General features: G+C 63.6%; 17 protein-coding genes and 1 tRNA gene. 11 read left to right on the top strand and 7 right to left on the bottom strand.

The genetic code is table 11. The annotated features are described in order from the left end of the window. Window positions 1–32: 32 nt before the first annotated feature. The 6 genes from olsC to C7450_RS16190 form a co-directional block, all read right to left on the bottom strand. Window positions 33–872: an ornithine lipid ester-linked acyl 2-hydroxylase OlsC gene (olsC, locus tag C7450_RS16215; RefSeq protein ID WP_110375476.1), complete on the bottom strand. Its 840-nt coding sequence runs from the start codon at window positions 870–872 to the stop codon at window positions 33–35. Window positions 873–1,365: 493 nt separating this feature from the next. After that, window positions 1,366–2,538, bottom strand: coding sequence for an isovaleryl-CoA dehydrogenase (locus C7450_RS16210; RefSeq protein WP_110375475.1), 1,173 nt, complete (start codon window positions 2,536–2,538; stop codon window positions 1,366–1,368). A 328-nt stretch (window positions 2,539–2,866) separates the two neighbouring features. Next, entirely contained in the window at window positions 2,867–3,598 is a 732-nt protein-coding gene (locus C7450_RS16205) for a glycoside hydrolase family 25 protein (protein ID WP_110375474.1), read from the bottom strand. A 35-nt stretch (window positions 3,599–3,633) separates the two neighbouring features. Then, window positions 3,634–5,034, bottom strand: a complete 1,401-nt coding sequence (mgtE, locus tag C7450_RS16200; RefSeq protein WP_110375473.1) for a magnesium transporter — start codon at window positions 5,032–5,034, stop codon at window positions 3,634–3,636. Window positions 5,035–5,383: 349 nt separating this feature from the next. Next, window positions 5,384–5,881: a CAP domain-containing protein gene (locus C7450_RS16195; protein WP_170147266.1), complete on the bottom strand. Its 498-nt coding sequence runs from the start codon at window positions 5,879–5,881 to the stop codon at window positions 5,384–5,386. 326 nt (window positions 5,882–6,207) lie between these two features. After that, window positions 6,208–6,293: transfer RNA gene (locus tag C7450_RS16190), tRNA-Leu, on the bottom strand. A gap of 386 nt (window positions 6,294–6,679) precedes the next feature. Here C7450_RS16190 and lipB point away from each other — a divergent pair. The 8 genes from lipB to C7450_RS16145 all read left to right on the top strand — a co-directional run bounded on the left by lipB (window position 6,680) and on the right by C7450_RS16145 (window position 12,478). Next, window positions 6,680–7,417: a lipoyl(octanoyl) transferase LipB gene (gene lipB, locus C7450_RS16180; protein WP_425351219.1), complete on the top strand. Its 738-nt coding sequence runs from the start codon at window positions 6,680–6,682 to the stop codon at window positions 7,415–7,417. 75 nt (window positions 7,418–7,492) lie between these two features. Next, window positions 7,493–8,242: an SDR family oxidoreductase gene (locus tag C7450_RS16175; RefSeq protein ID WP_110375470.1), complete on the top strand. Its 750-nt coding sequence runs from the start codon at window positions 7,493–7,495 to the stop codon at window positions 8,240–8,242. A 131-nt stretch (window positions 8,243–8,373) separates the two neighbouring features. Beyond that, a complete protein-coding gene (locus C7450_RS16170; RefSeq protein WP_110375593.1) occupies window positions 8,374–8,721 on the top strand; it encodes a RidA family protein in 348 nt (115 codons plus the stop codon). Between the two features lie 188 nt (window positions 8,722–8,909). After that, window positions 8,910–9,785, top strand: a complete 876-nt coding sequence (locus C7450_RS16165) for a protein-L-isoaspartate O-methyltransferase family protein (RefSeq protein ID WP_110375469.1) — start codon at window positions 8,910–8,912, stop codon at window positions 9,783–9,785. A 79-nt stretch (window positions 9,786–9,864) separates the two neighbouring features. After that, window positions 9,865–10,302: a DUF1489 family protein gene (locus C7450_RS16160; protein WP_110375468.1), complete on the top strand. Its 438-nt coding sequence runs from the start codon at window positions 9,865–9,867 to the stop codon at window positions 10,300–10,302. 235 nt (window positions 10,303–10,537) lie between these two features. Next, a complete protein-coding gene (locus C7450_RS16155; protein WP_110375467.1) occupies window positions 10,538–10,861 on the top strand; it encodes a hypothetical protein in 324 nt (107 codons plus the stop codon). A gap of 133 nt (window positions 10,862–10,994) precedes the next feature. Continuing rightward, on the top strand, window positions 10,995–11,747 hold the full coding sequence (locus tag C7450_RS16150; protein WP_425351218.1) for a VWA domain-containing protein: 753 nt from the start codon (window positions 10,995–10,997) through the stop codon (window positions 11,745–11,747). After that, the gene (locus C7450_RS16145; RefSeq protein ID WP_110375466.1) at window positions 11,744–12,478 is read left to right on the top strand and encodes a DnaJ domain-containing protein; all 735 of its coding nucleotides are present in this window, start codon (window positions 11,744–11,746) and stop codon (window positions 12,476–12,478) included. Before C7450_RS16150 ends, C7450_RS16145 begins: the two co-directional genes overlap by 4 nt. Before the next feature lie 332 nt (window positions 12,479–12,810). On the opposite strand, the gene C7450_RS16140 is transcribed toward C7450_RS16145, so the two are convergent. Next, complete coding sequence (locus C7450_RS16140) at window positions 12,811–14,316, bottom strand: serine hydrolase (protein WP_110375465.1); 1,506 nt, start codon at window positions 14,314–14,316, stop codon at window positions 12,811–12,813. A 442-nt stretch (window positions 14,317–14,758) separates the two neighbouring features. On the opposite strand from C7450_RS16140, the gene C7450_RS16135 reads away from it, so the two are divergent. The 3 genes from C7450_RS16135 (at window position 14,759) to clpA (ending at window position 18,333) form a co-directional block, all read left to right on the top strand. Continuing rightward, entirely contained in the window at window positions 14,759–15,100 is a 342-nt protein-coding gene (locus tag C7450_RS16135; RefSeq protein WP_110375464.1) for a phasin family protein, read from the top strand. A gap of 367 nt (window positions 15,101–15,467) precedes the next feature. Continuing rightward, a complete protein-coding gene (gene clpS, locus C7450_RS16130) occupies window positions 15,468–15,815 on the top strand; it encodes an ATP-dependent Clp protease adapter ClpS (protein WP_245449833.1) in 348 nt (115 codons plus the stop codon). Between the two features lie 28 nt (window positions 15,816–15,843). After that, a complete protein-coding gene (clpA, locus tag C7450_RS16125) occupies window positions 15,844–18,333 on the top strand; it encodes an ATP-dependent Clp protease ATP-binding subunit ClpA (RefSeq protein ID WP_110375463.1) in 2,490 nt (829 codons plus the stop codon). Window position 18,334 lies beyond the last annotated feature (1 nt).

The raw sequence follows: 18,334 nt of genomic DNA, 5'->3' as shown, positions 1-18,334 counted from the left end.
CCAGTCAAAAAGGGCAAAGGCGGCGGGGGCGGTCAGCTCGCCTTGTTGCGCAAGGCTTCAGCCTCCGCATAGAAACGCTTTTCCCATTCGTTGTGATTGTCCAGGCCTTCCCGGATGAAAGGCGTGAAGATCGCGATGTTCAGGAGCGCCCAGTTGACCAGGCGCGCGGGGAAGCGCAGCGGCTTCACGAAATCGACGAACAGCACCACGCGGGTCTTGTCGGTGTGGTTCCAGGCCTCATGGTTGAACGCGTCATCGAAAATCAGCGCCTTGCCTTCCTCCCAATGGCAGATCTGCTTGTCGACCCGGATGGCGAGCTTATCCCGCGGTTCCGGGACGATCAGGCCGAGATGCAGGCGCAGCACGCCGTTGTAGGGGCCGCGATGGGCCGGCAGATGTTTGCCGGGCTCGAAGATGGAGAACATGGCGGTCTTCAGGCCCGGAATTTTCTGCACGATGCGCCAGGTTTCCGGGCATTGCTTGATGTTGTTCTCGGATTTCAACCCATAGCCGGCGAGAAAGAACGTCTTCCAGCGCGTGTCCTGGCTGATGGTTTTCACGTCGGTCGAAATATCCTGGAAGGATGGCAGCTCGCTCTGGCGCAGCAGCACCTTGTCGAGCTCCGCCCGGATGAGGTGCCATTCCTTCTCGATGTCCCGCGCCCAGGGGAAGGTCGCCTTGTCGTAGACAGGCGGATTGCCGACCTTCGAATATCTGAGGTTCAGGCCCTCGGCCCAGCCGACAATGCCCATCAGAATGCGCGTCACGAGGCTTGCGCGCTCCATCGGCGCGATCCCCTCCGTGCCGAAGGTCTGCTTGGCATCTGGCGACGGGGTGCTGTTCGTCTGGTCGGTCGTTGCAGGTGAGGTCATCGCTACGCAGTCCGTCTGGTCCACACAAGGCCTCCGCCCGCCGCAGTCGACTCAGCGACAATAATGACAAGCATCAGCATGACTCGGTGACACTGCCATGATCGCGTGGCTTCGCGCAAATGTCATGAACCCGCCTAATGGTATGAGGTAGCTTGGATTTTTGCAGGAGATGCAAGAGCCTTGCGCACGTTTTCAGTCTATATGTCGCGGCATGTGACGCATGCGCGAGAAAATTTATCACCTTGAAGATGTGAAGAAATAGATCAAATACGTATAGGCAATTATTTCTCACGCAATTCGCGATATTTCATGCAGATTGAAATCATTCCAATATGAAATTGACTAGAATATGCATTTTGATTTGATGGTGGGGTGAATGTGCGGCTGACGGCGGGCGGTTCGAGTGCGCACAGAATGTGCGCGAACGCACTCTATTGTCGTTTTGCTATGATCGCGCGCTCGCAAGAGCAAGTCCGCAAAAGAGCGACTTGCGCTACGCCGTCCGCATGAACAACTCTCTGCCGATCAGCATCCGGCGTATCTCGCTGGTGCCCGCGCCGATCTCGTAGAGCTTGGCATCGCGTAAGAGTCGTCCCGTGGGGTAATCGTTGATATAGCCGTTGCCGCCGAGAAGCTGTATCGCGTCGAGGGCGCATTGGGTGGCACGCTCGGCGGCGTAGAGGATGGCACCGGCGGCATCCTGGCGGGTGGTCTCGCCGCGATCGCAGGCGCGGGCGACCGCATAGACATAGGCGCGCGCCGCGTTCGTCGTGACATACATGTCCGCGAGCTTGCCCTGCACGAGCTGGAACTCGCCGATCGGCTGGCCGAACTGCTTGCGCTCATGCACATAGGGCAGGACGACGTCGAGGCAGGCCTGCATGATGCCGAGCGGCCCCGCGGCAAGAACCGCGCGCTCATAATCGAGGCCGGACATCAGCACCTTGACGCCTTCGCCCTCGGCGGCGAGCACGTTCTCCGCCGGCACCTCGCAATCCTGGAAGATGAGTTCGCAGGTGTCGGAGCCGCGCATGCCGAGCTTGTCGAGCTTCTGGGCGGTGGAGAAACCCGTCATGCCCTTCTCGATGAGAAAGGCGGTGATGCCGCGCGGCCCGGCTGCCGGGTCGGTTTTGGCATAGACCACCAGCGTATCGGCCACCGGCCCGTTGGTGATCCACATCTTGGTGCCGTTGAGGATGTAGCGGTCGCCGCGCTTCTCGGCACGGGTCTTCATGGAGACGACGTCCGAGCCGGCGCCGGGCTCGGACATGGCGAGCGCGCCGACATGCGCGCCTGAGATGAGCTTCGGCAGGTAGCGGGCTTTCTGATCCGCGTTGCCGTTGCGGCGGATCTGGTTGACGCAGAGGTTGGAATGGGCGCCGTAGCTCAGGCCGACCGAGGCGGAGGCACGCGAGACCTCCTCCATGGCGATGCAATGTTCGAGATAGCCGAGACCAGCGCCGCCGTAGTCCTCCTCGACGGTGATGCCGTGGAGGCCGAGCGCGCCCATGGCCGGCCACAAGTCGCGCGGAAAGAGGTTGCTGCGGTCGATCTCCGCGGCACGCGGAGCGATCTCGGCGGCGGCAAAGCTCTGTACGGACTCGCGGATGGCGTCTGCCGTCTCGCCGAGGTCGAAACCGAGGCCGGTATGCGCGTTGGCTGCCATGGATGCCTCCCGTGCGATCGTCTTTGGCCGCAAGCTTAGCGGCGACGCCGATGCAAGTCACTTGGGTCGCGCAAGTCACTCGGAGTCACTTTGGGGGAGAGGCGCATCGCAGCGGGGAGGGCGCGCGGGTCATCCCGGGACGCGTCAGCGCGGGCCCGGGATCCATATCCGATACGGTTCGTGAGTGGCCGCTCGGCTTTTTACAAGGCGTCTTTTCATGGAAGGACGGTGTTCATGGGTCCCGGACAACGGCTTCGCCGTTTCCGGGATGACACCCCGTTTCCCGCCGCAAACTCTGCAGAGGCGACGAGCCTTGCTCGATCTTGGATCAGAGCGTCCCGTTGAGGAATTTTTCCCACATCGAGGCCGTGCCGAAGAAGGCGTTACGGTCCACCTTTTCCTTGATGCCCGGAACCTGGCCGACCGCCGTATACTGCCAGAACCACCAGTTCCGGTGGTCGAAGCGGCTCGTGGGATAGCGGCGGATGCTGCGGACCCAGATCGGATAGGCCTCGAAGTCATCCTTGATGACGTCATTGAAGAAGGTGATGTCGGTGTAGATCACCGGCCGCTTGCCGTAGGCGCGCTCCATCTCCTCGAGCATGATGCGCATTTCCGCCCGCGCCTGGGCGCGCGGAATAGTCTTCGGGCAGGTCTTGGAATGGCCGTTCCACTCCACGTCGAGGACCGGCGGCAGCGCCTCCGGATCATAGGGGACGACCTGCTTGAACCACTCGACCTGCTCGCGCGCCGGCCGGCACCAGTAGGTGAAGTGATAGGCGCCGCGCGGCACGCCGGCCGCCTTCGCCGCATTCCAGTTCTCTTCGAACTTCGGGTCCTTGTGGTCGCCGCCCTCGGTCGACTTGATCCAGGCGAAATAGACGCCCCCTCGTCGCACGGTGTTCCAGTCGATGTCGCCTTGCCAGCGCGACACGTCGATACCGTGGATGGGATAGTCCTCAGGGGCGGGTTCGCGCGACGGACCAGCGCAGGCGCTGACCACGAGCGCAATCGCCACCGAGAGGGCCTTGCGAAGTGAGGAAGGGGATAAGGCGAACATAACTCACGTTTCGACGGAAAAGATTGAAGTTCTCTTTACGACCTGCTTAGCCACAGCGTTGCGATGCCAAGAAACGAAAAGAATCCGATGACATCCGTCACCGTCGTGACGAACGGGCCTGATGACACCGCCGGATCGATCTTGAGGCGGTGAAGGGCGAGGGGGATGAGGATGCCGCCGACGGCGGCCGCGGTGAGCACGATCATGAGGGCCAGGCCGATGATGACGCCGAGGCCGGGCACGCCGGACCAGAGCGCCGCCATGGTGCCGAGCAGGAGCGCGAAGCCGAGGCCGTTCATCAACCCGACTGTCATCTCGCGGCGGATGACGCGCCAGGCATTGGCGCGCCCGAGCTGGCGCGTGGCGATGGCGCGCACGGTCACCGTCATGGTCTGGGTCCCGGCATTGCCGCCCATGGATGCGACGATCGGCATCAGCACCGCCAGCGCGACCATCGCCTGGATGGAAGCCTCGAACGTGTCGATGACGCTCGCGGAGATGAGCGCCGTGAGAAGATTGGCGAACAGCCAGGGAAAGCGCCCCTTGACCGTATACCAGACGCTGTCGGACAGCTCTTCGTCGGCCTTGACGCCGCCGAGCGCCTTCAGGTCCTCGTCCGCCTCCTCATCGAGCACGTCGACGATGTCGTCGACCATCATGACGCCGACGAGGCGCTCGCTGTCGTCGACGACGGGCACGGAGACGAGGTTGTAGCGCTGCATCAGGAGCGCGACGTTTTCCTGATCGTCCGTTGCATGGACGCGCTGGTGGTCTTCCGTGGCGATGCTGTCGATCCGATCGCCCCAGCGCGCCCGCATCAGCTTGTCGAGGGGGACCGCGCCGAGAAGGCGATGGGCGGGATCGACGATGAAGACCTCGTAGAATGTATCGGGAAGGTCCGGCGTGTCGCGAATGTAATCGACGGTCTGTCGGACGCTCCAGAACGGTGGCACCGCGATGCAGTCGGTCTGCATGCGGCGGCCAGCCGAGTCCTCAGGATAATCGAGGCCGCGCTGGAGGGCTATCCGCTCGAGCGCCGGCAGCTTCTCCAGAATCTCGGCCTGATCACTATGGTCGAGATCCTCGAGAATATAGACGGCGTCATCGACGTCGAGGTCGCGGACGCCCTCGGCGACCTCGTCGTTGGACAGTTCCTCGAGGATCTCCTCGCGGACGGTGTCATCGACCTCGGTGAGCGCGGTGAAGTCGAAGTTCTTGCCGAGCAGGCTGATGAGCCGAGGGCGGTCGTCAGGCTGGAGCGCTTCGAGCAGCGAGCCCACATCCGCTTCGTGCAGATCCGCGACGAGATCGCGCAGGTCCTCGCCGTCGCCTGCCTGGATCGCCCGGGTCGCGCGTTCGACGACCGAGGGCCAGATTTCTCCGTCCGTGTCGCGGAAGCTGTTCGCCTCAGCCGTCGTCTCTCTGACGTCAGACATGCTCGGATCCGGTTATCTTGCTGCGGTTGGGGCGAGAGCAAATCGACATTCAATGGATGCCCAAGTGAAACGATCGTCATCACCGGGCTTGTCCCGGTGATCCCGATCGGAAAGGCGTCTTGATAAATCGGGATGGCAACGGAACTCGGCTGTAGCCGAGTTCCGCGTTGAACAAGTTGAAGTCGGGCAAGCCCGACTTCGATGACAAGCCCGGCCATGACAGCGGGGGAATGCTGAATGTCGATTGAACCTATCCGCGACGATTTTCAAGCGTTAGCTGATCCATGTGACGTGTCCATGTGACATGCTCATATGACGTGCCCATGTGACGGGCGCATGTGACGGGCTCCTAAAGCCTGGGGCGGCCGTCCGGGGTCATGTCCGGGCTTGCGAGGATGAGGGCCCAGTAGTTCTTGCCCGCGGCGCGCCCCCGGGCGAGGCCGATGCGGGTGGCCTGCGGCAGGAGGAGGTTCTGACGGTGGCCGGGCGACGCTTTCCAGCCGCGCATGGCGCCGGCGAGGTCGCGGTAGCCCATGCCAAGGTTCTCCGCGCTGTAGCCCCAGATGAAGCCCATGCCCTGCATGCGGCTGGAAAAATCACCGGCGATCGTATGGGAGAGCGTGTCGCTCGCGGCCATCGCCCTGGCCTGGGCGAGCGCGGCCTCGTTCAGCCGGCTGTCGACGACGACCGGGCCGAGGCCCTGGCTCTGCCGGAATTCCGAGATCGCCGCGGCGGCGGCCGGCGCGGCGCGCGTGTCGGCTTCCTCGATGGCGTAGCGCGGCCGTGGTGCGGCGCAGGCCGCAACGGCGAGACATAGCGCCAGCGCGCAAAATCGTTTCCAACCCATTCCGCCCATCCCTTGCCGCGCATCAACACGGTCAGTCTCGCAATCCATGCTTCGACGACGCAATCGATGTGGCAATTCAATGGCGTTGTCGGAAAGGTCCGGCGGTGCCGTTTGCCGATGCGACGGGACGGCTGGGGCCGCCCCAGGGCTGTTCGACGGGGCGGGGCTATGGTCCAGGTTGCGGAAATGTCTCGACACAACCAAAAGCGCGGCCTCGCCACGACATGGCGCGTGGCGGTCCCTTTGTGGCGGTCCCGCAAAGGTGTTCGTGCCGTCGTATACGCGGCTACAAAAGAAAAAACCCAGGCGATGCCTGGGCTTGATCTTGGTGCGGTCGAGAGGACTCGAACCTCCACTCCTTTTGGGAACTACCACCTCAAGGTAGCGCGTCTACCAGTTCCGCCACGACCGCATTTGCTTCGGCGATTGATCACCGGAGCGGGCGTGGATGTAACAGATCGATTGTGAGGCTACAAGAGCCCCAAGACGCTTTCGTGAAGACTTCATGTGCTTTCTTGTGCGCCTTCCCCGCTACATCAGCCGCAAAGCCTTGCCAGGCTTCGCTCTGCTGCGCTTTCGTTTGTAATCAGGGCTTGTGGAAACGTTGAGCGAGGCCCAATTTGCCCTGATGGAATCGTCCCAAATTGCGGTGGCGAAGCGCCAGGGCATGGCTGGGCGGGGTGCGGGTCGCGTTGCGATTCACGGCGTCAGCTGGTTCTTGGGCACAGGACAGGAACAGGGAAGCGGATACCTGCCCCAGCGGCAGGGTCCACAGACCTCAATCCGAACAGACATGGCATGACAACTTCAGGACAGACCCGCGACAGTCTCGCGGGCAGGATGATGCGGACGAGGGCCGGGGCGCCGGTCGAATGGATCGTCAGCGCGGGACTGGTGGACTACGAGGCCGCGATGGCGGCAATGGAGGCGCGCGTCGCGGCGATCGCCGATGGCCGGGCCGGCGAATGCGTGTGGCTCCTGGAGCACCCGCCGCTCTATACGGCGGGTACGTCGGCGCATGATGCCGATCTCGTCGATGCCACCCGCTTTCCCGTGCACCAGACCGGCCGGGGCGGGCAGTATACCTATCACGGGCCGGGCCAGCGCGTGGCCTATGTGATGCTCGACCTGAAGCAGCGCACCCAGGATCTGCGCCTGTTCGTCTCGGCGCTCGAGCAATGGCTGATTGCGACGCTCGACGGCTTCAACATCCGCGGCGAGCGCCGCGAGGATCGCGTGGGCGTCTGGGTGCGACGGCCGGACAAGGGGATCGCGACCGAGGACAAGATCGCCGCGATTGGCATTCGCGTGCGCCGCTGGGTCACCTTTCACGGCATCAGCCTCAATGTGGAGCCGGATCTCGGGCATTTCTCGGGCATCGTGCCTTGCGGCGTCACCCAGCATGGGGTCACCAGCCTGGTCGACCTCGGCCTTCCGATCACCATGCCCGAGGTGGACGACGTGCTGCGCCAGGCCTTCGAGGCGCATTTCGGCCCGACGGTCGTGGCGGATTCTGGTTCTTTGCTCGCGTGCTAGTCTTGCTTCTTCCCTACGGGCCGTCCGATAAATGCGGCTCATAGCGCGTGGAAAAGGCGATCCGGGAGAAAACGCATGACAAACAAGGTAGCGCTGGTGACCGGGGCAGGCTCCGGCGTGGGGCGCGCGGTGACACTCGCTTTCGCCCGGGCCGGCTATGCCGTGGCGCTCGCCGGTCGGCGCATCGAGGCGTTGAACGAGACGATCGGTCTTGCGGCCAATCCCGGCCGGCTGCTGGCGGTTCCGACCGACGTCAGCGACCCGGTTTCCGTGAATGCCCTGTTCGAGATCGTCAAGGAGCGCTTCGGCCGTCTCGACGTGCTGTTCAACAATGCCGGTGTCAATGCTCCCGGCGTACCGCTGGAGGAACTCACGGTCGAGCAGTGGCAGGATGTGGTCGACGTCAACCTGACCGGCCCGTTCCTCTGCACCCAGGCCGCCTTCCGCATCATGAAGGACCAGGACCCGCGCGGTGGACGGATCATCAACAACGGGTCCGTCTCGGCGACGGCGCCGCGCCCGAACTCGGCGCCCTACACCGCGACCAAGCACGCGATCACGGGCCTGACCAAGTCGACCTCGCTCGACGGGCGGAAGTACGATATCGCCTGCGGCCAGATCGACATCGGCAATGCCGCCACCGATATGGCGATGCGGATGACCAAGGGCGTGCCGCAGGCGGATGGCTCGGTCCGCGTCGAGCCGGTCATGGACGTGGCGCATGTGGGCGAGGCGGTTCTCAACATGGCCAATCTGCCGCTCGATGTGAATGTGCAGTTCATGACCATCATGGCGACCAAGATGCCGCTGGTCGGACGCGGCTGAGGGCGCAAGCCGACAGGTATAACCGTCGTGGGGGCTTTTTTGCCCGTGCGGCTCTGGACAACCGAGCGGACATCTCGCATGTCGAACTGCCGGGTGAGCGCCGGCCTGGATCTTTATCTGAGGAGATTATGATGTCGATTGAGCGTTTTGGTGTTGGCCCGCGCATGAGCGAAGCCGTCGCTTATGGAAATCTTGTGTTCCTCGCGGGTGAAGTGGCGGAAGATCGCAGCCAGGACGCGGCTGGGCAGACGCGGCAGATCCTGGCGGCCATCGACGAGTCGCTTGCCAAGGCGGGCTCCGACAAGACCAAGATCCTGAAGGCCAATATCTGGCTGTCCGATATCCGGTATTTCGCGGATATGAACAAGGAATGGGACGCGTGGGTGCCCCAGGGCCACACGCCGGCACGCGCCACTGTCGAGGCCAAGCTCGCGTCCCCTGACGTGCTGGTCGAGATCATGGTCGTGGCCGCCCGCTGAGCCCTCCACGGCGCGTCTGGCCCGGCGCAACGCGACCGGGTGAGGCACGCCCTGGTGAATTTCGCGGGTCGGGGCGAATGACGCCGGGATGTCTCGGCGCCTTGCCCTGATGGTCCGACGACCTTGCGCGGACCTCTCCGGACCGGGTTCCGGTTCGGCCTGGGCTAATCGCTGTCGAAGGCTGTGCCATGGGGCAATCAAGTCCGTCCGAACGTCTTGATCAGATCCGCCGTGATTATGCGGAGCGTGTCTCCAGCCGGACGCGCCCGCCTGATCCGCGGGTCGTTGCCGCCTTCGCCACCGTCCCGCGCGAACGCTTCCTGGGCCCGGGACCTTGGCTCATTCGCTCGGCCGATGGCTACATCCGGACGCCGGACGCCGATCCCGCTCGCATCTACCGGGACGTCCTTGTTGCGCTGGAGCCCTTGCAGCGGCTCAACAACGGGCAACCGTCCCTGCATGCGGCGGCGATCGCCCGGCTCGGCTTGAGGCGGGGGGAGACCGTCCTCCATATCGGCGCCGGCACGGGCTATTACACCGCGATCCTGGCGGAGCTCGTGGGACCTGCCGGCCACGTCCATGCCTATGAGATCGAGCCGCGCCTCGCTGCGCTCGCGAGGGCCAATCTCGCCGAGCGGGAGAATGTCGTCCTCCACAATGAGACGGAGCAGCCCGTGCTGCCGCCGGCCGACGCGATCTATGTCAACGCCGGTGCCGGTGGCCCGCAACGGCGGTGGCTCGATGCGCTCACATCGGCGGGGCGCCTGATCTTTCCGCTGACCGGCGATGATGGAACCGGCGTGATGCTGCTCCTCATGCGGACCCCGGATCCGCAGGTCTTCGGAGCGCGCTGCCTCGGGCCGGTGCAATTCATTCCCCTCGTCGGCGGGCATGACGACATTGCGAGCCCGCACATTGCCGCGGCCTGGACCGACGGGCGCCTCGCGCGGGCTCGTTCGCTGGTGGCTGGCAAGCCGCTCGAGCCGGCAACCTGCCTTTTGGAAGGCGACGGGTGGTGGCTCTCCAGCGACGAGATCAGTTCGCCGGCAACGTCGCCAGAATAGGACAAGCTCGGCCGGATTTATCCACCGGCGTCGGCCTCGCCCGGATTGTGTCGCGGCGCGCCTTCATGACAATGGGATCATGGCGCTCAATCTGATCAAGCTTTGTGTCGGCGTGGAGACGATCCAGGACCTCGAGGACTGGATTGCCAGGCGTCTTGCGGAGAAAGAGCGGCTCGGCCAGCCCGTCGAGCAGCTTCACGTCACACGCATGGCGCCGAAGCGCGTGGATGAACTGCTGGATGGCGGATCGCTCTATTGGGTGATCAAGGGACAGGTTTCCTGCCGGCAGAAACTGACCGATCTGCGTGTCTTCACCGATGACCAGGGAATCGGCCGCTGCGCGCTCGTCCTCGAGCCCACGCTCATTCGCGTTCGGCCGCGACCCATGCGCCCCTTCCAGGGCTGGCGCTATCTCGCCGCCAAGGATGCCCCTGATGATCTCGCGGGCGGAGCCGCCGCGATCGATGCAATGCCGGAGCCGATGCGGCGTGAACTCGCCGCGCTCGGATTGCTCTGAGCGTGGCTGAGCGGATCACCTCTCCCTGAGGGAGAGGTCGGCGCCGGCCAAGTCGGGTGTTGCCGACTTGGCGCTTTCCTGATGGGCGACACGGCTTCAGCCGTGTTGCCATGAGCCGGGCAAGGGGCTCTTATCTGCCAGAGGCCGTCCCTCATCTTCTCCGCGCGAGCGAATTTGCGTACACTTTTCCGCGGGATGCATTAGGTTTCCCAAATGTCGCTTCGGAGTCCGCGTCATGGTGTCTCGCCTCGCCGTCGTCGTCCTGACCGCGTGCCTCACGGCCCTGCCGGCCCTGGCGGCGCCCTGTATCGGGTCGGAAGGCTTGCCTGGCGTTGCCGCCAAGCCCCGTTCGGCGGCCGATCGGTCCCAGCCTGCGCGGGCGGCAGACAATGCGGCCGGGCGGACGGCACGGCCCTCGCAGGATTGTGAGACCGCCCTCGGCAGTGGCCCGCGGCCCTCGTCAGACGCGGTGACGCGCAAGAGCAACGCCCTGAAATTTGGCGATACGGAGATCCGTATCAACGGCCGGGTGAGGGCTGAAGGCGCCTATGCACGCTGAAGCCGCGGTGCGACGCCTCTCAGATGGCCAAACGACAGCCAGCCTTCCGCATGGGCGATGTCAGGACCCTCCGTTGCGCTGCGCGGGCGAATCCCGGCATGCCCGTGCATAGGGTGGTTGATCTCCCGATATAGTGGAGGAGAAGCTCCGTCACGCGAGGGAGGCGAGCATTTCGGACAAGTCGATCACGGGGAAGGGCAAGCCGCCGGTCGCCAGCCGGGCGGCTGATGTCGATCTTTTCCTGTCGCAGGCGAATGCCGTCACGGGAACGTCGGGCAGGGGGCGGCTTATCTTCGCGCTCGATGCGACGCTGAGCCGTCAGCCGACATGGGACATTGCCTGTCGCCTGCAAGCCGAGATGTTCGACGTGACCGCGGCGCAAGGTGGTCTCTCCATCCAGCTCGTCTATTTCCGCGGCCTCAACGAGTGTCGTGCCTCGCAATGGCTTGCGAATGCCGCGGCGTTGAAAGGCCTCATGGAGCGGATCGACTGTCGCGGTGGCCAGACGCAGATCGAGCGTGTGCTCGATCATACCGCCGCTCAGGCCGCAAAAGCGCGGGTCGGCGCATTGGTTTTCGTTGGAGACGCCATGGAGGAGAATATCGACGCGCTCTGTCAATCCGCGGGCAAGCTCGGATTGCTCGGGGTCAAGGCATTCCTTTTCCAAGAGGGGCAGGACCCTGTCGCGGGCCAGGCCTTTGGGGAAATCGCACGGCTGACCGGCGGGGTCCACGAACGCTTCGACCTGCGTGCTCCGCAGTCGCTGGCCGGCCTGCTGCGTGCGGCCGCTGCCTATGCCAGCGATGGTGTCGCAGGCCTGACGCGCCTGGCCGGTGACGAGCCGACAGCGCGGCGACTGCTCGTGACGCTTGGGGGCGCGCGATGATCTTTCTGGCGGCGGGCTGCCTCGCGTTGCTCTTTTTCTGGTGGCTTGGGCGGAACTATGCGAAGGCCGATCCCAAGGCACTTGCCAAGCTGCTGCGGCGCGCGGGCGGCGTCGCCGTGATGGGTGTCGCGGCTCTCCTCTTGTTGCGCGGGCGTTTCGACATGGCGCTGCCGCTGGCCGGGCTCGGCTGGTGGATGTTCAATGGCGGAGCGTTCTACCTGCCCGGCAATCTCGGCGCCTACTGGCCCGGAAGGCAGGGGGGAGGTGCCAAGCCGCAGCCCGGGCGGCGGTCCTCGGTCCGGTCGGTCATGGTCGCGATGGAGCTGGATCACGACACCGGCGATCTCACCGGGCAGGTCGTCAGCGGACCTCATGCCGGCCGCGACCTCGGCAGCTTCGCGCAGGAGGACCTGGTCGCGCTGCGGGCTTCCGCGCTAGGTTCGGACCCGGAGGGCGCGCGCCTCCTAGAGGCTTATCTGGATCGCCGATTTCCCACCTGGCGTGAATACGCTCAGGCGGACCTTCACGCGCGGCGCGGCGGCGGAGACCGCGCGATGACGCAGGAAGAGGCGCTTCAGATACTGGGTCTTGCTGCTGGCGCGCGTGAGGACGAGATCCGAAGTGCGCACCGGGCCCTGATGAAGAAACTGCATCCCGACCAGGGGGGCTCGACGTATCTCGCGTCCCGTGTGAACCAGGCCAAGGATGTCCTGCTGAACCGTCATAACTAGCGCTCATTCATCAGCGGCGATGATATCAGTACCATATCCACGGCTCGATCGCATCGACCTCTGTTCCCGGAACTGACGGCGGGACGGTGATGCGCGTCGTCGACGCGGAATGGCGGTTCACGTGAGCAAATGCGGCTTGGATTGAATTGGCTAAAGCTATCCAGGTCGTTGAATTTGCTCTTCTATTTTCGATCTGAGCCTATCCGCTTGCGACGGACTTGCTCGGGCGTCCCGGAACGGCGTATCGCCGGTCCGGATAGGATGTCGGCCGTCCGGACCAGCGGCCTCGCGATCGCCCTGTTACCCCAGGCCGCCGCGACGCTGCCCACAGGTCAGCCGCGCGTGGCGAAGCAGGAGAAGCCCTGCTTTTTCAGCGTCTTGCAGGCAGCCTGGGCGCTGTCCGGGTCGAAGCCGGAGAAGCGGGCGCGATAGAGCGTGGTGCCGCCCTTGGTGACCTTCTCGGTGAAGGGCGATGCCTTGGCGAGCGTGCCGCGCGACTTGGTCTTGGCCTGGTTGAGAATGTCATTGGCCTTGTCGGCATCGGCGGTCGCGCCGAGCTGGATGACCCACCCGCTCACGCGCTCCACCTTTGCTGCAGCCTCGTTGCGCGGCTCGGGCTTGGCCTCGACCTTGGCGATGGTGGTGGCAGCGGGCGCCTTGGCAGCCGGAGCCTTTACAGCCAGAGCCTTGGCGGCGGGGGCCTCGGTGTGCGAGGGCAGGGGCGCCATGGCTGCTGCTGCGCGGTTCCACTGCATGCTTTGCGATGGCGTCGCCGTGGAGCCCGAAGCAGAGGCGACCACCGGCCGGATATTGGCCAGATTGATGGCCTTCGGCTGGCGGGATGGCGAGATCGAACCCGTGGTCTCCTCGAGCGCGTCCTGTGCTGCCGAGGCGACTGCGACGGGCTTCGCGGTGTCGCGGGTTTCGCTTGCTGAAGCGAAGGCCAATGCCGAGGACTGGCGCGCACCGGCGTAGGCTTGCGGCAGGTTGCTCGTGATGAGATCGGCCATGATATTGTCACGGGAGGCTGCCGAGCGGCCGCCAAGCACCGATGCGACGACCTCGCGACCGCCGGATTTAGCCGAGGTGAGCAGGTTGAAGCCCGAAGCGCGGGTGTAGCCCGTCTTGATGCCGTCTACGCCCTCTATCCGGTCGAGCAGGCGGTTGTGGCTGCGAATGGTGCGGCTGCCGTATTTGAACGAGCGCGTTTCAAAATAGGCGTAATATTGCGGGAAGCGCTCCTGGATGGCGCGGCCGAGCACGATGAGATCACGCGCGGTCGTGATGTTCGGCGGCGAGGCGGGCAGTCCATGCGGATTGCGGAAGGTGGTCCGGCTCATGCCGAGGGCGCGGGCCTTCGTCGTCATCATCCGCGCGAATTGTTCTTCCGAACCGCCGAGATTCTCGGCCACCACCATGGAGACGTCGTTGGCCGACAGCGTGACCATCGCGTTGATGGCGTCATCGACCTTGATGGTGGTGCCAGGCCTGACCCCGAGCTTCGTCGGGGGCTGCGCGGCCGCCTTGGCGGAGACCTGCAGCGGCGTATTGAGGCTGATGCGACGCTGATCGAGCTGCTCGAACAGCAGATAGAGGGTCATCACCTTGGTGATCGACGCCGGGATGCGCGGCTCGTCTTCGTTCTTGGCGTAAAGCGTGCGGCCGGTCTTGGCATCAACCACCATTGCGGCGAAGGGTGGGCTATAGGCCGGCGCCGCCTTTCGCTTGCGCGCCTCGGCGGGTGATGTCGTCAAGATTGACAATGACGCGACGATGCCGATGAAACCGGCAAGCGCGACAGGGCGGTGACGCTTGGCCGCTACGCAACCCCAGACCATGTGTCTGTCCCCAACTCGAAAACTCAACTCTGCGCGTGGTTCGACCCGAACCGTCGAACCGTCACATGCGCGGCACAGTCAATGACGCTAGGTCCATGCGGTTACGGATGAGTTAATGAACGGGCGACTTAAGTCATTGCGAAACAATATGATGTTCACCCTTTGTTAAGCTTGACGATGGGTTGATGCGGACGGTCGCCGACCGCCACGACACAGCGTGTCCGCCCAGCTCCTTTGCCCGGGGGTGAAGGCAGTCCCGGAGGGCATTCCCGAGCCCCAGACTATTCGTCACATTTGGTTCTATTTTGCACCGCAACATTGTCCTTGACACTCATTGTGCGGTGCACCTATATAACGTCAACGAGATCAGTGGTAGGGCGCCCGTGGGGGGTGTCCGCTGCCACCGTTAAAGCGACTTTTTTGGGCGCAGGAGGCTTACCGCATGTCTATCCAGTTCGACAATTTCCAGAAATTTGGCAAAGAGCAGGTCGAGGCTACGCTGAAGACCTTCGGGACCGTCTCCAAGGGCGCCCAGAACATCGCCGTGGAAGTGGCCGACTATTCGAAGAAGTCTTTCGAAGACGGCACCGCGACGCTTGAGAAGCTCGTGGCCTGCAAGACCCTCGACAAGGCCGTCGAGATTCAGGCCGATTATATGAAGACGGCTTATGAGGGCTTTGTCGCCCAGTCGACCAAGCTCAGCGAGCTCTATGCGGACCTCGCGAAGGAAGTCTTCAAGCCTTATGAAGGGCTCTATGCCAAGGTCAAGTCTGCCGCCAACTAGGTTGGCCAGCAGGCACGGCTTTCCGCAGGGAAAGCCGGCCTTATCGACGAATGTGTTTCGGCGCCGTGAACCAGCAGGGCCGATCGTGACGCAGAAAAGCCCGGCCTTGTGCCGGGCTTTTTTTTATTTTTTTTCAATATCTTGTATCCCAATCGACGGGCTTTTGCCGGACCCGCTTCAGCCAATGATAACGGTGGCGTGTAGCGAACGCACTGGCGCCTCGCCCCTCTCGACATTAGATTAGCCAGTGAGGAGGCGAAGCGGGGTCGCTGAGCGACACTGGGGCGCTTTTCCTCGGCAGTGGAGATGGACTCCGATCGATTGCTTAATGGTCAGGATGACTGCGAGTGCCGATGAAACCAATGCCATGCTGACGCGCATGGCAGAACGTCGCCGTGGCAATTCAATCGGACCGGAAGGGCCCGGAACTGCCCTGCTTACGAAGACGAAGCCTCGGACGAAACGCCCGAGCATGTACCGGGTTTTGTTATTGAACGACGATTACACGCCGATGGAGTTCGTCATCCATGTTCTGGAGCGCTTCTTCAACAAGGATCGGGAAGAGGCAACCCGCATCATGTTGCACGTGCACCGGAACGGCGTGGGGGAATGTGGTGTGTTCACCTATGAAGTGGCGGAAACCAAAGTGACCCAGGTCATGGACTTCGCCCGGAAGCACCAGCATCCTCTGCAGTGTGTGATGGAAAAGAAGTAGCGGCGGCTATCGCAAAAGGATTTCGACGTTGCCCACATTCTCACGCAGCCTCGAGCAGGCCTTGCATCGGGCTCTCGCCTTTGCCAACGAGCGTCACCATGAATATGCGACGCTTGAGCACCTCCTTCTCGCGCTGGTCGATGACCAGGACGCGGCTGCCGTCATGCGCGCCTGCAACGTCGATCTGGAGGCGCTCCGGCGCAATCTCCACGAATATGTCGATGCCGAGCTGACGAACCTGGTGACCGATGGGCGCGAGGATTCAAAGCCTACGGCTGGCTTCCAGCGCGTCATCCAGCGGGCGGTGATCCACGTGCAGTCGTCCGGTCGCGAGGAAGTGACCGGTGCCAACGTGCTCGTGGCGATTTTTGCCGAGCGCGAGAGCCATGCGGCCTATTTCCTGCAAGAGCAGGACATGACACGCTACGACGCGGTCAACTACATCAGCCATGGTATCGCCAAGCGGCCAGGGCTGTCGGAAAACCGCTCGCCGCGTGGCGCGGATGAGGATACCGACAGCCGGGCGGCGAACACCGACGAGTCCGACGGGCAACGCAAGAAGAAGGGGGATGCCCTGGACGCCTATTGCGTTAATCTGAACAAGAAGGCGAGGGACGGGCGCATCGATCCGTTGATCGGGCGTGAGCCCGAGATCCAGCGGACCATCCAGGTCCTGTGCCGCAGACAGAAGAACAACCCCCTTCTCGTCGGTGATCCCGGAGTCGGCAAGACAGCGATCGCCGAGGGCCTCGCGCGCAAGATCGTCACCGGCGAAGTCCCGGATGTGCTCGTCGATGCAACGGTCTTTGCCCTCGATATGGGCACATTGCTCGCCGGCACCCGCTATCGCGGCGATTTCGAAGAGCGCCTGAAGCAGGTCATGAAGGAGATCGAGGCGCATCCCAACGCCATCATGTTCATCGACGAGATCCACACGGTCATCGGCGCCGGTGCGACTTCGGGCGGTGCGATGGATGCCTCCAACCTCCTGAAGCCGGCGCTCGCCGCTGGCACGCTGCGCTGCATCGGTTCGACCACCTATAAGGAATACCGCCAGTATTTCGAGAAGGACCGGGCGCTCGTCCGCCGCTTCCAGAAGATCGACGTGAACGAGCCGAGCGTGCCGGATGCGATCGAGATCCTGAAGGGTCTGAAGCCCTATTTCGAGGACTTCCATAAGCTGCGCTACACCAACGACGCCATCAAGGCGGCGGTGGAGCTCTCGGCGCGCTATATCCACGACCGCAAGCTGCCGGACAAGGCGATCGACGTGATCGACGAAACCGGCGCCTCGCAGATGCTCGTGCCCGAGGGCCGGCGCAAGAAGACCATCGGCGTCAAGGAGATCGAGTCGACCATCGCCACGATGGCGCGTATCCCGCCGAAGACGGTCTCCAAGGACGATGCCGAGGTGCTCCAGCATCTGCACGAGACCCTGGAGCGCGTGGTCTACGGCCAGAACAAGGCGATCGACGCGCTGTCGTCGGCGATCAAGCTGGCGCGTGCCGGCTTGCGCGATGGGGAGAAGCCGATCGGTTGCTATCTCTTCGCCGGACCGACAGGCGTCGGCAAGACGGAGGTCGCGCGCCAGCTCAGCCATGCACTGGGTGTGGAACTGCTGCGCTTCGACATGTCGGAATATATGGAGCGCCACACCATCTCGCGGCTGATCGGCGCACCCCCGGGTTATGTCGGTTTCGACCAGGGCGGCCTGCTGACCGACGGCGTCGACCAGCATCCGCATTGCGTCCTGCTGCTCGACGAGATCGAGAAGGCGCATCCGGACCTGTTCAACGTGCTGCTGCAGGTGATGGACCATGGCAAGCTCACCGATCACAACGGCAAGCAGGTCGATTTCCGCAACGTCATCCTGATCATGACGACCAATGCGGGCGCCGCCGACATGATCAAGCCGGCCTATGGCTTCACGCGGACGAAGCGTGAAGGCGACGACCAGGAAGCGATCTCCAAGCTCTTTTCGCCGGAGTTCCGTAACCGGCTCGACGCCACGATCTCCTTCGGCCACCTGCCGAAGGAAGTGGTCGCCAAGGTGGTGGACAAGTTCGTGCTGCAGCTCGAGGCGCAACTCGCGGATCGCAATGTCACGATCGAATTGTCCGATGAAGCCCGCGAATGGCTGGTCGAGCACGGCTATGACGAGACGATGGGCGCGCGGCCGATGGCCCGCCTCATCCAGACCACGATCAAGACACCGCTCGCGGATGCTGTTCTCTTCGGGCCGCTGCGCGGCGGCGGTGCGGTGAGAGTGGTCGTCCAGACGGACGACAACGGTCAGAAGACGCTGGGCTTCGAGTTCCCCGAAGGGCCAGTGACGCCGAAGCCCGAGCCGGATGTGGCCGAGGCCGTGAAAAAGCACGTGAAACGTCGCGCGCCAGCGGCTAAGAAGCAGCCGTCATCGCGTCCGCGTCGCAGCAAGGGTGGGGCGGACAGTGACGATGACAGTGGGGGGCCGCTCGCGGTCCGTACGGTCCCCAAGGTGCCGTTGATCAGGAGTTAAC

The sequence above is a fragment of the Chelatococcus asaccharovorans genome (assembly GCF_003201475.1).
GTDB classification, from domain to species: domain Bacteria; phylum Pseudomonadota; class Alphaproteobacteria; order Rhizobiales; family Beijerinckiaceae; genus Chelatococcus; species Chelatococcus asaccharovorans.
The sequence above is the reverse complement of the archived record's forward strand: the minus strand, read 5'-3'. Positions and strand labels throughout refer to the sequence as shown.

Bases quoted from the DNA above. Each gene is read 5' to 3' on its own strand.
- C7450_RS16195 (WP_170147266.1), bottom strand. From the start codon at position 5,881: ATGGGTTGGAAACGATTTTGCGCGCTGGCGCTATGTCTCGCCGTTGCG.
- C7450_RS16205 (WP_110375474.1), bottom strand. From the start codon at position 3,598: ATGTTCGCCTTATCCCCTTCCTCACTTCGCAAGGCCCTCTCGGTGGCG.
- C7450_RS16140 (WP_110375465.1), bottom strand. From the start codon at position 14,316: ATGGTCTGGGGTTGCGTAGCGGCCAAGCGTCACCGCCCTGTCGCGCTT.
- lipB (WP_425351219.1), top strand. From the start codon at position 6,680: ATGACAACTTCAGGACAGACCCGCGACAGTCTCGCGGGCAGGATGATG.
- mgtE (WP_110375473.1), bottom strand. From the start codon at position 5,034: ATGTCTGACGTCAGAGAGACGACGGCTGAGGCGAACAGCTTCCGCGAC.
- C7450_RS16145 (WP_110375466.1), top strand. From the start codon at position 11,744: ATGATCTTTCTGGCGGCGGGCTGCCTCGCGTTGCTCTTTTTCTGGTGG.
- C7450_RS16175 (WP_110375470.1), top strand. From the start codon at position 7,493: ATGACAAACAAGGTAGCGCTGGTGACCGGGGCAGGCTCCGGCGTGGGG.
- C7450_RS16165 (WP_110375469.1), top strand. From the start codon at position 8,910: ATGGGGCAATCAAGTCCGTCCGAACGTCTTGATCAGATCCGCCGTGAT.
- C7450_RS16160 (WP_110375468.1), top strand. From the start codon at position 9,865: ATGGCGCTCAATCTGATCAAGCTTTGTGTCGGCGTGGAGACGATCCAG.
- C7450_RS16155 (WP_110375467.1), top strand. From the start codon at position 10,538: ATGGTGTCTCGCCTCGCCGTCGTCGTCCTGACCGCGTGCCTCACGGCC.
- C7450_RS16135 (WP_110375464.1), top strand. From the start codon at position 14,759: ATGTCTATCCAGTTCGACAATTTCCAGAAATTTGGCAAAGAGCAGGTC.
- C7450_RS16170 (WP_110375593.1), top strand. From the start codon at position 8,374: ATGTCGATTGAGCGTTTTGGTGTTGGCCCGCGCATGAGCGAAGCCGTC.
- olsC (WP_110375476.1), bottom strand. From the start codon at position 872: ATGACCTCACCTGCAACGACCGACCAGACGAACAGCACCCCGTCGCCA.
- C7450_RS16210 (WP_110375475.1), bottom strand. From the start codon at position 2,538: ATGGCAGCCAACGCGCATACCGGCCTCGGTTTCGACCTCGGCGAGACG.
- clpS (WP_245449833.1), top strand. From the start codon at position 15,468: ATGCTGACGCGCATGGCAGAACGTCGCCGTGGCAATTCAATCGGACCG.